The organism is Asaia astilbis JCM 15831 (genome assembly GCF_000613845.1).
Lineage (GTDB): Bacteria > Pseudomonadota > Alphaproteobacteria > Acetobacterales > Acetobacteraceae > Asaia > Asaia astilbis.
On sequence record NZ_BAJT01000007.1, the window covers coordinates 150,228 to 163,083 of the forward strand.

Sequence of the window (12,856 nt, forward strand, 5' to 3'; positions counted from 1 at the left end):
CTCTGCAATGGCATGCGCGCTGGCAATTGTGCGCGGCTCGGAATTGGCGTGAATCAGAATGCTGCCGGAAGCAGGGCATAGACCAGCCTGGAGCAGGGCGTTCTGCTCGAGCCATTGGCGGAGCGATTTTCCCGCAGATGAAAGGCTTCTGCCCCATGAGGAGTCAAATCGCCCGGTCGTCCTGCCCAGTGCGGCCAGGTTGCAGGCAGGGTCGCCAGATCCGGTTGTTGGCCCGATAAGGCCGAGCGGATGCCATGCCGCATCACAAGAACGAGCCGTGTCAGGACCGGTGCGTCTGACGCACCGGCAGAGAGGGCCTCGTCGCGACACGCAGCAGAGGCTTCTGGCACCGTAACGGGGTTGCAGCGTGCGGCTCTGCCATTTGGAAAACCAACGCGATATCCGCTCCAGCGGGCCGGCTCACTATCCGGATAATCGGTACTGATCAGCTGGGCGCCGCTTCGAAGCGCCTTGTCGCGTCGCCCAATCGCGCCGGAACGCCCTTCTTTCGTGTCGGCATCCGCACGGATACGCACCAGGAGATGCTGTTTGACCAAAGCCGTCACCTGCTGTTCAGGGCCGTCATTCAGCTCGGTAAAGGCCGCTTCGGTGGCGTTTGGATCGGCATTGGGGAAGGCTATCCGCCCCTTCAGACCGGGATGCCCCTGAAGATAGGTCGGGCCGTCATGGCGCTGATCGAGCAGGAAGACGATCTTGCCGAGTGTCTTCGACAGAGCGGGCCATCCACGGGCTGCGATGGCGGCCGAAAGGGTTTCACCGGGAGCGTGAAGGTCATCGGGTGTCAGAAGCCTGTCGGCAGGGATCTCAGCGCGTATGGTGGCATCGAGCGCGTCGAATGTCTGGCGCGTGAAAGGCTGGACCGATGTGCCGCCGGGCACTTCGTCGCGCTGTTCGGTTTCCAGAATGATGAAAATCGGGATGTGACGGGGATGCGCTTGCGACCAGCTAGTCACCTCCTTCAGGCACGTGCTGAGCGTCAGGCAGGTCGCGTGCTGATCGAGGTCGGGAATATGCATGACCTTGATCCCAGGCCGTTCCATCACAGCCCGTGCAGACGGTGCCAGCGGCCAGATGATGTCGGGCCTGCCCGGACGATGAGGCCGGGCAAATCGCCCGCCCTTGTCGTCGGCATAGAGGTCGAGCTCGATCTGTCTCACCCCTGCATCCAGTTGCTGCGTGAGCGATGCATGACGGTAATCGAGCAAGGCTGCGAGATCCGGATTGACTGCTGCGATTTCAGCAAGGCGCTCAGCAGTCAGTCCAGCATGGTAGGAATTATGCGATCCGATTACCTGGATCTGATCCAGTCTTATCGGCGCTTCGGCGCCCTGCGTGGGGACAGGGTGTGTCTGTCCCCACGCTGATAGCAGGGAGACAGACAGGCACCGATGGCACCGAGCGCGACAAGCCTGCGCGCTTTCAAGCGGAGCGGCATCAGAATTCCCCGCTCAGTCCTGCGAGATACATACGCCCCGTCTGGACGAAAGCGCCATTGGCCGAGCCGTCATAAGCGAGATAGGATTTGCCCTTGCCCATCGTCTCCCAGAAAGCAGGCGTATTGAGCAGGTTCTGCATGGCCAGAGACCCTGTCAGACCCCAGCCGATTTTGTATTTCATGCTCAGATCGAGACGCTGTGTCGGCTGCAGATAAAAATCGGGCGTTTTACTGCTCACGCTGAGGAGCTGCGTCCCGACGTAATTATAGTTGAGGTCGAAATGGATCGGCCCCCGGCTGTAATAGACACCCAGATTATACATCATCTCCGGCGCACGGGGCAGGGCGGTATCGGCATGACCGGCAACGTTGCTCTTCGCGGTCGAATGCTGGAGCGTGATATTGGCATTGACCCCAAACCCGTTGAGCCAGCCTGGCAGGAAATAGAGGTTCTGCTGTGCGGCCAGTTCGAGGCCTTCCAACGTGGCACCGCGGCCGTTGACGGGCATCTGATAGACCGTGCCCCCATCGGTGTAGGAGTTTGTTGGGACGTTGCCGCCAAGAGTCCTACTGTTCGTGCTGCCGGATACGGAGGTGAAGATGAATTTCTGGATCTGCTTGTAGTAAACCGAGGCAGAGATCATGCCTGCGTGGTGATTATAAAGTTCGGCCGAGAAATCGAACATCGTGGCGGTTGTCGGGCGCAGATTGGGGTTCGGTTGGGACACGGCGAGGATCTGGTTGGTCAGCGGGTCGAGACTGAGTGAGGTCGCGCCATTGATCAGGCCGAAAGCCGGTCGGGTCAGCCCGCGACGTACGGAAAAGCGCAGAACACTGAGGGAGGACGGCCGCCAGTTGACATTGAGATAAGGCAGGGGGCTCCCATAGGACTGCCCGATCTTGACGAAATTTCCGGTCGTGCTGTCGCCGTTCGAGCTCCAATGCGTGCCGCTGAAATCGGTGTATTCATAACGGAACCCCGGATGAATATCGACCGGTCCCGCTTGCAGGTTCAAGGAGACGAACCCGGCATAGATTTTTTCCGATCCGGTACTCGTATTCGCATTCCAGTCGTTTTTCGTATAATTTCCGGCCCCATTCGGATCGTTTTGATATTTGTAAGGGACGGTCGTGTTTTTAACCCAGTTACGATCCAGAAGGCGGAAATCGCCGATTTTTCCGCCGAAGGCATCGACCTGATAGCCAGGGATATCGCCGATCATGAGGCCCTGAGCATTGGACGAGGGCCATTTCTTACCGCCGAAGAACGGGCCGTTATAAACGAAATTATTGTCGTTATGGAAAAATGGGTGCTGCCATGCGGCGCGTTGCGTACTGCTGAATTTAAAGCCGAACGCGATGGATTTGAGAATTTCCGAACGGAAACGATAGGCTGCATCCGCATGGACGCCATACATGTCGGCGGTGCTCTGCGCATCGCGCCCCTGCGTTTTCCAGAACCGGCTGAGATTCTGGTTTTTGAATTGATCGACTGCCGCTTGCGGACCGTTCATGCGTGGAAGGGTCGTGTTGGCGATGTCGAAGGTAAAAGGTCCCGCGATACCACCGCTGCCGTACATGCTGGCTTCGACCGTGTTGGGGCTGGATTGCACACCATAGCTGTTGAACACGTCGTAATTGACGGTCCAGCGGTCGAAATGGCTGACGCCACCGATTTTCTGTGTTGTCAGAAGTTGAGCTGAGTCGTTGGTCGTAAAATATTGCGCGCGCTGCGCACCGCCCGCCCGATAGACACCGTCCGGATAATATGAGGTCAGTCCGCCGCGCAGACTGACCTGATTGTCATTCATCTGGACGTTGTACTGGCCATAGGTGCCCAGGGCATAAAATTCGTGATGGTCGCCCTTGTAGTTCAATGAGAGCGAGCCGCCATAGCGTTTGAGCTTGCTGGTAAAGAGATCATATTTGAGCTGCGTGCTTGTCAGCTGGGATGCCTGATCGAGCGACGACACGTTTGATTCGGAGAGAAACGTGGGTTTGTAGCTCGTATTGGGAGCGACGGCGTTCGCGAGAACGTTCTTGGTTGAATAATAGCCGGTCGCATAGACGCCGAAGCGGCCATCCCGACCGAAACGGCGCGCAAATTCGCCTTGCACCGTCCCCCCGAGATCGGGAGTGCCTGTGCGTGCAGCATTATCGTTCAGCTGACCCTGAAGCGTCAGCTTGTGGAGAGGGGCAGAAAAATCGAAGGCAGTCGGCGTGCGTATGTCGATGGCGCCGCCGATGGCATCGCCATCCATATCTGTCGTTGTGCTTTTGGATACCTTGATGGACGTGATGCCATAAGGCGCGAGCATGTCGAAAGAGATGGCGCGTGTTGCGGCATCGGCGGGGGCGATACGCTCCCCGTTAAGCGTATAGGCATTATAACTGGAATCCAGGCCACGTATGGTCATGTACTGGGTTTCACCGGTGGCTGCCTGACCGCCCGACATGTTGCTATAAGCCGACAGACCCGGAAGGCGCGTCAGGATATCCGACAGATTGGTCTCGGGAGCACGCTCAATCTGCTCTCTCGACATGACACTCGCCACGCCCGTGCTTCGGCGTTGCTCATCGAGGGCCGCAGCCACGGTTCCGCCGCGCAAAGCTGTCACCTGGATGTGTTCGTAAGACCGTTTTTTATCGAGATCGCCGGTTGCGGCCTGCGGTCCAGCCTGATGGGGCGGAATGGTTTGCGGCTTTTGCGCAATGGAGGGAGGCGTTGTCCTGCGCCCGTCCTTTTTTTTATGGTGCGTGCCCTGTGCGTGCGCCGGAGTGAGAGCCCCAAACACCACGAGGGAAACGAGACAACGGGTCAGCAAAGGCCTGTACGACGTCATGGAGTATTTACCTCTCGGACGCAAAAGATCGCTCTCCACCTTCGACAGTAATTTTCCGCCAAAAATGAAAGTTAAAGAAAAGGAATATTCCCCATTCTATTTTATAGATCAGTAAAGCAATCGGATGCGCCGTCTATTTGACGGTTATTGTTATAGACAAGACGATATATTAACGATACAGCTCTTTCGATCTGTCGCGTTTATTCCGATGCAATATCTAGAGCGTGTTGCCGATCATTTGTATGAAGGCTTTATTAAAAGTCGAACTGTATCTTTATGTGACGGATGAGAGCCGAAAGGCGTATTTTAACGCGTCGGCCTTGTGCCTTCGTCACGTTCGACTGATCGCCGGGGCGTTGCACCTTCAAGGCGATCTGAGGCAATTTTTGTGTGATCAGGCCCTTGAGGAGGCCCGAAGGCGATGGCCCCTCCGCTCAATGAGCGAAAGGGCCATGGCAGACATCATTTATTGTCGGCGGTCAGGCCGCGATGGGCCAGCATCGGGCCGATTTCAGGATCCTTGCCATAGAAGGCCTTGAACATCGGGCCGTAATCCATGGTGTGTCCCTTGGACAGGATCAGGTCACGGAAGCGCTGACCGTTCTCGCGGGTCAGGCCGCCATGTGACTGGAACCAGGAATAAACGTCCTGATCCAGCATTTCGGTCCAGAGATAGGCGTAATAACCCGCTGAATAGCCATTACCCCAGATGTGCAGGAAATAGCTGGAACGATAGCGAGGCGGAACATTCGCCACGTCGAGACCGGTTTCGGCGAGGGCCTTGGCTTCAAACTGATCGGCGTCCTGACGCGGGGCATCGGCAGCGATGCCGTGCCAGGACATGTCGAGCTGGGCTGCGGCGACGATCTCACCCAGCGCATAACCCTGGTTGAAGTGAGCGGCTTTCTTGATCTTGGCAACCAGCGCGTCAGGCATTGCAGCGCCGGTTTTGTAATGACGGGCGTAATGGGCGAAGACTTTCGGGTCCATGGCCCAGTTCTCGTTGAACTGCGACGGGAACTCGACAAAGTCGCGCGCCACGGCTGTACCAGAAAGCGACGGATAGGTCTGGCTGGCGAAAAGCCCGTGCAGCGCATGCCCGAATTCGTGGAACATGGTCGTGACGTCATCGGATGTGATGAGCTGCGGCTGACCCGGTGCGGCCTTGGTGAAATTGGCCACGTTGTAAATTACAGGGCGTGTCTTGAGCAGGTCGCTCTGTCCGACGAAATTCGACATCCAGGCGCCACCGGATTTGTTGTCGCGCTTGAAATAATCGAAATACATCAGGCCGAGAGGCGAGCCGTCCTCGTCCTTGACCTCAAAAACCAGAACATCCGGATTATAAACCGGGATGTCCTTGCGGGGCTCGAACGTAATTCCGTAAAGCTGGGTCGCCGCATAGAACACGCCATCAGTGAGCACCGTGTGCAGCTCGAAATAGGGCTTCACATCGTTCTGGTTGAGGTCGAATTTCTGCTTGCGCACGCGCTCGGCGTAGTAATTCCAGTCCCAGGGCTTGAGTGTGAAGCTCTGATGGTCTTCGGCAATCGCTTTTTGCAGCTCGGCCGCTTCGCGATGCTGTTCAGCAGCGGTGGCAGGCACCAGCTGATGGATGAAGTCGTTCACGGCAGCCGGGGTTTTGGCCATCTGGTCGTACAGCGTGTAGGCGGCAAAGCTCGGGTAGCCGAACAGGGCGGCCTTTTCGGCGCGGAGCTGTGCAATTTCCGTAATCGTCTGACGGGTGTCGTTGGCATCGCCCTTTTCGGCGCGCGTCCAGCTCTGGTTGAACAGGGCTTCGCGCGTCGTGCGATCCGTCAGCGAGACAAGATCCGGCTGCTGGGTCGTGTTTTGCAGCGGCAGAACATATTTTCCGGAGAGCTTGCGGCTTTCTGCAGATTTCTGGGCGGAGGCGATGGCCCCGTCATCAAGGCCTGCAAGTGCCTCTTTCTTGTCGACCACAAGCGCACCAGCTTGGCGCTGGCAATCAGCTTCTGGTTATAGGCCGTTTCCAGCTTCGAGAGCTTGGTGTTCAGCGCACGCAGCTTCTGCTGATCGGCGTGAGAGAGCTCAGCACCGGAATGGACGAAGCCCTGATAGGTCTGTTCCAGGAGCATCGTCTGCTCCGCATTCAGGTTCAGCGTGGCGCGGTTGTCATACAGCGTCTTCACACGATGAAAGAGCTTCGGATTGAGATAGATCTCATCCTGATGCTGGCTGAGCTTGGGAGCTTCCTTGCTGTCGATGGCGTCCATGGCGTCGTCTTTATCCGCCGAATAGACACCGTAGAACACGCTCTGTACGCGGCCGAGAAGCTGGCCCGAGCGTTCCAGGGCGACAATCGTATTATCGAAAGTCGGCGCTGCCTTGTTATTGGCAATCGCGCGGATTTCCTTCAGCTGGTCCGCCATGCCCTTTTCGAAAGCGGGCACGTAGTCACTATCCTTGATCTTGTCGAAGGGCGGAGCCTGATAGGGCAGGGTGCTGGCCTGAAAGAACGGATTGGAAGGTGCTGCTAGCGCGGTGGAGGAAAGCAACGGGAGCGCAACAGCCGCCAGGGCTGCAGCATGTCTGAAAACGGGCATAACAGAAGGATCCTACGATCGTAACTTGAACGGGCACCGTAGGAAGGAAACACAGGAGCGTCAAACGAGGGGCACAATGGTGCGCTTTCGTATCAGTCCGTCACGTCCGTTTCATCTTCCTCGTCATCATCTAGAACCCTGATCGCTCCCCCTCTCAGAAGATCCTGTAAAAAGCCCTGTATGGGCTCCGAGCGGGAGAGCGGTATGCAAAGCGTGACTGTGGCGCCCGTCGCATCGAACTCGCATCCGTCCTGCGTGGCGTCCCATTCTGTCAGCCGGGCCTGGATAATGGGGAGCAGGCTGAACGAGGCGTGGAATTCAAGCCGCTGCATGGGGACGATCTCAACCGCCTCGCCCTGCTTGAGACATGCGGCCGCCGCGCCGCCATAGGCACGCACCAGACCACCCGCGCCCAGCTTGACCCCGCCGAACCAGCGCACGACCATCACCGCGACGTGGTCGAATTCCTGAGAGTCGATCGCCTGCAGAATGGGTCGCCCCGCCGTGCCTCCCGGCTCGCCGTCATCGAAGCTGCGGTAGCGACCGCCGATCCGCCACGCCCAGCAATTATGGGTTGCATCGAGCTCACGCACACGCTCGAAAAACGCCAGGGCTTCCTCTTCATTCGCAATAGGCGCGGCATGGACACGAAACAGGCTTTTCTTGACGACCGTGTCCAGCTGCGTTTCTGCCACCAGGGTTTGGGTCATATAGGGGCCTTCCTGCTCTGCCTTTGCGGGTTCTTGCTTGCTGATATGGCTCGGTCAGGAAGCAGCCCCGCCTCTCTTTTGCAAGAGAAGATCCTTTTCGACGGAGCAGGGTCGCGCTGAGATCAGTCCTCGACCGGTTGGAACAATTCAACCAGATCATTGAGATGGCCGATCTCCTTGAGCCCCAGCCCTTCCGGGGCTTCGGGGCGTGCGGCGCCGCTGGCGACACGTCTTGGCAGGATGGCCTGAGCGAAACCGAGTTTCTGGGCTTCTTTCAGGCGCAGATCGGTTTGGGAGACCTGACGCACTTCACCGGATAATCCGACCTCGCCAAAATAGGTGGCACCCGCTGAGGTCGGGACGCCGGTCGCGGCCGAGATGAGGGCGGCGGCGACTGCCATGTCGCAGGCGGGCTCGCTGATACGCAGCCCACCGGCGATATTGAGATGGACGTCCATCCCGGCCATCTTCAGCCCACACCGCGCTTCAAGGACGGCCAGAAGCATGTTCAGGCGAGCCGTTTCCCAACCGACGACGGCCCGTCGCGCGGCACCTTCCCCGGCTTTGGGCGAAACCAGAGCCTGAATTTCCAGCAGGACCGGGCGCGTGCCTTCCATACCGGCAAAAACCGCAGAGCCGGCGATGTGCCCGCGCCGTTCGGCGAGAAAGAGAGCGGAGGGGTTCGGGACCTCGGTCAGACCGGCATCGGTCATGGCAAACACGCCAATTTCGTCGGTTGCGCCAAAGCGGTTCTTGGCGGCGCGCAGGATCCGGAATTGATGCCCACGGTCGCCTTCGAAATACATTACGGCGTCCACCATGTGCTCAAGCACTCGCGGCCCTGCCAGAGCGCCTTCCTTGGTCACATGCCCGACGAGGACGAGCGAGAAGCCAACGGTCTTGGCCAGTCGGATCAGTTCGAACGCGCAGGCCCGCACCTGAGCGACAGAGCCCGGGGCACTTTCGATCGTCTCCAGCCACATCGTCTGAATTGAATCGATCACCACCACGTTATGCTCGCGGTCCTGCTCCAGAGAGCCTGCAATCTCCGAGACATTGATGCTTGCAGCGAGTTCGAGGGTCGGAGCGTCCAGCTTGAGTCGTCGGGCGCGAAGGCGGATCTGATCCACGGCCTCTTCGCCTGAAACATACAGGACCCGTCGACCGGCTTTGGCCAGCGCGCAGGTGGCCTGCAATAGCAGGGTGGATTTACCGATACCCGGATCACCGCCCACCAGGACGACGGAGGCCGGTACGAGTCCTCCGCCCAGAACACGATCGAATTCCGCAATGGAGGTTTCGATGCGAGGCGGTGGCGTCAGATCGCCATCCAGATGCATCAGCGTCAGGCGTCCGGCACGCTTGCGGGTTTCGCGATTAGTCGGCTCGACGGCTTCTTCGACGATGGTGTTCCATTCGCCGCAGCCATCGCAGCGTCCGGACCATTTGCTGGTGACCGAACCGCAGGCCTGACACACAAAACGGGCAGTGGGACGCTTGGCCATAGGTCGGTCTTTCAGACAAAGGGTTCAGTCTGCAAGATAGGACAAGGAGAGAAACGTAACAAGAACGAAGGGCGAGGTTCTTTTATTCGGAAGACATAAGCGTGAGGGAACCCGCAAGGAGGATCACGCCAATAGCCGGTGCCAAGTGCCAGAATGGGGAAGGGTTTTTGGTTCTTTTTGCAAAAAAGAACTGGAAACCCCTATTTCCGCAGTTCCATCCCGATCGGCCCATCCTTGCGCCCATGGGTGAACTGATCGACCATCGCGTTACCGCTATCCATCAGCTCGGATGCCAGACCTTTCCAGACCAGCTTGCCATGATAGAGCATGGCGGCCTGATCGCCGATACGCTGTGCGGAGGCCATGTCATGGGTAATGGCGATGGCGGTCGAGCCGAGACGTTTGACGCAGTCAACGATCAGACCGTCGATGACGGCGCCCATGATCGGATCCAGGCCGGTCGTGGGTTCATCGAAGAACAGGATATTGGGCGTGCCCGCAATGGCACGAGCCAGACCGACGCGTTTTTGCATGCCGCCGGAAAGTTCTGATGGAGCCAAAGCACCAACCGAAGGATCGAGCCCGACCTGCTTCAGAATTTCACCAGCCTGCTGACGGGCCTGAGCGGCCTTCAGCCGCGTGGATTTGCCACGACCTTTGGCGCGCAAACCGAACACGATGTTATCGGCAACGCTCATGCTGTCGAAGAGGGCGGCATTCTGAAAGAGCATGCCGATCTGTTCGATCAGGGCGTCCCGTCGCGCTGCCGACGCTGTCAGCACGTTCTCGCCATCGATTTCGATGGTTCCGGCGTCGGGCGTGATGAGACCGAGGATGCAGCGCAGGAGAACGGATTTACCGCTTCCCGAGCCGCCAATGATCACCATCGAGGTGCCGGCTTCGACATCGAGATCGATCCCGTCCAGCACGGTCTTGGAGCCGAAGGATTTCGTCAGGCCGCGAATGCGGATCTTGGGCAGAGCGCTCATTGGGCGAAAAACAGATCCGTCAGGAGGTAATCGAAAGCCAGAAGCAGGATGGACGCCGCTACGACAGCTGCCGTGGTTGCAGAGCCGACGCCTTCAGCGCCGCCACGGCTTGTATAGCCGTGATAGCATCCCATCAGACTGATGATGAAGCCGAACACGGCCGCCTTGGCCAGCCCGACCATGACATCGAGCGGTTTGACGGCATTGAATGTCGCCTGAATATAATTCTGCGGGTCGAAGCCGAGCTTGGAGACCGAGACTGTAAACCCGCCCAGCACGCCAAGAAGATCGGCCACGAGCACGAGAAAGGGCAGGGCCAGCGCGCCCGCCAGAAGCCGCGGCGTGACCAGATATTTCATCGGGTCGGTCGAGAGTGTACGCAGCGCGTCGATCTGATCGGTCACGCGCATGGTGCCGATCTCGGCCGACATGGCCGCACCGACGCGACCTGCCACCATCAGACCCGCCAGAACCGGACCGAGCTCGCGCACAACTGCCAGAACGACGATGCCGGCAATCGCATTTTGCACGTGATATTGTGCAAATCCTGCATAGGATTGAAGTGCGATCACACCGCCTGAGAAGATGGCTGTCAGCGCAACGACAGGCAGGGAGAAGAAAGCGATTTCAATCAGGCTGCTGAAGAAGACGCCCCAGTAGAACGGAGGACGGAGCAGGTGAGAGAGACCGGCAAAGGCAAAGAGTGCCAGCGCACCGGCCTTGCGCACAATACCGAGAAAAGCACGCCCAATGGCTGCGACGGGATCGAGGAGAAAATTCACGGTCAGCAGCCGCCATCAGGGAGGTTCATAGGTCAAGCCCTAGCCTGACTGACGCGCCACGTCAAAGCCCCAGACCCGCCCTTGGTGACCCTCGAGGGCACGAGGCGGCCCTCAACCATGGCGGCGATCCAGATCGCGAAATTGCGCATGAAGAGCGAAGTCGCGTGACGTGACGCAGGTTTCGACGGCGCCAACCCGTCTGTCGAGTTTCTGGAGGCGCTGCGTCAGATCCAGAAGCTGAGGCAGCTGGGTTTGCGGCATGGGAGCCGAGACCTTGGCCATCAGCGAGAGCAGAAACGGCTCGGCGCGTTTTGCAAGGTCGGGATTTCGGGCGTGAAGGAAGGCAATTATTCGTGGGATCAGCGCCGACGCATGAGAACGATAGCAAGTACGATCAGAACGATCATCCCGGAGGTGTAGTTGGTGTTACCGAAGGAAAAGGAGAAAAGATCGTCGGATTCTGGGGCGGCCTTCGCGGAAGAGGGGCTCTCCGCTGTCTGCGCAATGGTGTTCTGTTTTGCAGAGATCTTGGGTGGCTGAGGAGGCTCGGGCGGGAGCGGAGGGGCACTTTGCGTCGCGTCACTGGCGATATGGCGCAAGGCATCGAAATCGAGCACCGAGCCATCAGGATTGATCAGGCGGTGCGCGTTGAGACGCGTGCCATCAGATAGGCTTATCTCACCATCTGTGACACTGGCTCCATTCCGGGAGACGTCTCTGGCGTTCGGGTCGTTGGATTGCTTGCCGGAACCTGCCGGTACCGCGATCTCGATTGCTCCGCTAGCGCTCGAATGTGCGTGTTCAGCCTTAAGCACCTGATGGACGCGGATATCGCCCGGGCCATCTGTCTGCAGCGTTGCCTCGCGCGCGCTCCCACCGAAAGAAGCCTCACCGGGTCCGGAGAGCGTGATGGTCAGCCGGTCGATCGTGCCGCCTCGAATTACCACGTCACCGGGCCCCGTCGTGCCGATCGCGAGCGACGGGGCGGTGACGGTATCGATTGTGGCGTCGCCTGGCCCTGAAAGAGCAAAGATCGCTGGCCCTGTCAGACTATTCAGACTGAGATCGCCTGGACCGCTTCCGCGATAGAGAAGGGCAGTGGCCTTGTCGATGACGATATCGCCACGGCCCTGACGCAAGGACACAGGGCCTTCGACTCCCTCGATCGTCAACGTGTCGAAAGTCGAGGCCGTCGAGACGACGGCCGAGCCAGCGCTGAGCTGGATTGTCGCGTCTTTTTGGCATGCGCTGCCTGTCAGCCACGCATCGTGATCGCCGGTCTGGAAAGACAACCCTCTCGGGACGTCGCGCATGTCGGCATGTTCAGCGAGTCCGGCTGTACCAATGACATGAATTGTGCCGATACAGCCGGTCTCGATGTGGAGCGTGTAGGGCGCCGCAGTGAGAGCCGCCTGAGGCGTTTCCGGGCTGGCGAGAGCCAGAGTCGGCAGCGCTCCGATGATGAGCGTAAGGCTCAGTCTTAGCCGTATCACCTTGGCTGTTCTCCCTTCGCAGCCTGCGCAGGAGACGCTGAGGGCGCGACCTCTGCCGGCGATGAGGCGGGGGTGTTGCTTTCCGAAGGGGCGGTCGAGGGTCTGGTCACTGGCTTGGCCGTGGGAGCAGTCGTCTTTTCAGGAGCTGGCGTCTTTGATGGCGTAACAGGCATCGATTGCGGTTCTGGTACCGTGACGGCTGGTTCTTGCGATTGAGCAGGCTCGCCTGGTGCAGGCGGCGGGACCGGCGCGTCGGAAACAGGGGCGGACATTGTGGGTGTGGCTGGTGCGGGAGTGACGGGTGAGTTCCGCGGCAATGCCGAAGGAGCTTCCTGAACGCTCGCCGGTTCCGATGTGGTGACGTGCGTCACTGTCTTGCCAGACGCTGCATTTGGCTCTGTCGCGACCGGGGGGAGCGTCGAGGACGTCACGGGTTTCGTCGGGGCCGAAGGCGCTGTGGGGGCAAGGGGGGCGCTCGGCAAAGCGGGCGGAG

9 protein-coding genes and 1 pseudogene are annotated in these 12,856 nt (G+C 59.1%); all 10 read right to left on the reverse strand.

The window, feature by feature from the left end; all coding sequences use genetic code 11:
• Nucleotides 1–53 precede the first annotated feature (53 nt).
• A complete protein-coding gene (locus tag JCM15831_RS17310; protein WP_084490592.1) occupies nucleotides 54–1,403 on the reverse strand; it encodes a phosphatidylinositol-specific phospholipase C1-like protein in 1,350 nt (449 codons plus the stop codon).
• A 52-nt stretch (nucleotides 1,404–1,455) separates the two neighbouring features.
• Entirely contained in the window at nucleotides 1,456–4,299 is a 2,844-nt protein-coding gene (locus JCM15831_RS07080; RefSeq protein WP_084490593.1) for a TonB-dependent receptor, read from the reverse strand.
• A gap of 462 nt (nucleotides 4,300–4,761) precedes the next feature.
• Nucleotides 4,762–6,884, reverse strand: a pseudogene (locus JCM15831_RS17315) (M3 family metallopeptidase).
• A 92-nt stretch (nucleotides 6,885–6,976) separates the two neighbouring features.
• Nucleotides 6,977–7,594: an IMPACT family protein gene (locus tag JCM15831_RS07090; protein WP_025823745.1), complete on the reverse strand. Its 618-nt coding sequence runs from the start codon at nucleotides 7,592–7,594 to the stop codon at nucleotides 6,977–6,979.
• A gap of 122 nt (nucleotides 7,595–7,716) precedes the next feature.
• Nucleotides 7,717–9,099 carry a DNA repair protein RadA gene (gene radA / locus JCM15831_RS07095; protein ID WP_025823747.1) on the reverse strand — a complete coding sequence of 461 codons (1,383 nt, stop codon included), beginning with the start codon at nucleotides 9,097–9,099 and terminating at the stop codon, nucleotides 7,717–7,719.
• A 200-nt stretch (nucleotides 9,100–9,299) separates the two neighbouring features.
• Complete coding sequence (locus JCM15831_RS07100) at nucleotides 9,300–10,088, reverse strand: ABC transporter ATP-binding protein (protein WP_025823749.1); 789 nt, start codon at nucleotides 10,086–10,088, stop codon at nucleotides 9,300–9,302.
• Nucleotides 10,085–10,870 (reverse strand): MlaE family ABC transporter permease, encoded by a 786-nt coding sequence (locus JCM15831_RS07105; protein ID WP_025823750.1) that lies wholly within the window; start codon nucleotides 10,868–10,870, stop codon nucleotides 10,085–10,087. Before JCM15831_RS07105 ends, JCM15831_RS07100 begins: the two co-directional genes overlap by 4 nt.
• 111 nt (nucleotides 10,871–10,981) lie before the next feature.
• A complete protein-coding gene (locus JCM15831_RS21430; RefSeq protein ID WP_156938779.1) occupies nucleotides 10,982–11,131 on the reverse strand; it encodes a hypothetical protein in 150 nt (49 codons plus the stop codon).
• A 98-nt stretch (nucleotides 11,132–11,229) separates the two neighbouring features.
• Entirely contained in the window at nucleotides 11,230–12,363 is a 1,134-nt protein-coding gene (locus JCM15831_RS20105) for a GIN domain-containing protein (protein WP_025823751.1), read from the reverse strand.
• Between the two features lie 138 nt (nucleotides 12,364–12,501).
• The coding region (locus JCM15831_RS21865; protein ID WP_198024265.1) for a hypothetical protein at nucleotides 12,502–12,856 on the reverse strand (355 nt) is incomplete at its 5' end.

Excerpts from the sequence above, each read along its gene's own strand:
- JCM15831_RS07080 (WP_084490593.1), bottom strand. The coding sequence starts at position 4,299 with ATGACGTCGTACAGGCCTTTGCTGACCCGTTGTCTCGTTTCCCTCGTG.
- JCM15831_RS07090 (WP_025823745.1), bottom strand. The coding sequence starts at position 7,594 with ATGACCCAAACCCTGGTGGCAGAAACGCAGCTGGACACGGTCGTCAAG.
- radA (WP_025823747.1), bottom strand. The coding sequence starts at position 9,099 with ATGGCCAAGCGTCCCACTGCCCGTTTTGTGTGTCAGGCCTGCGGTTCG.
- JCM15831_RS07100 (WP_025823749.1), bottom strand. The coding sequence starts at position 10,088 with ATGAGCGCTCTGCCCAAGATCCGCATTCGCGGCCTGACGAAATCCTTC.
- JCM15831_RS21430 (WP_156938779.1), bottom strand. The coding sequence starts at position 11,131 with ATGCCGCAAACCCAGCTGCCTCAGCTTCTGGATCTGACGCAGCGCCTC.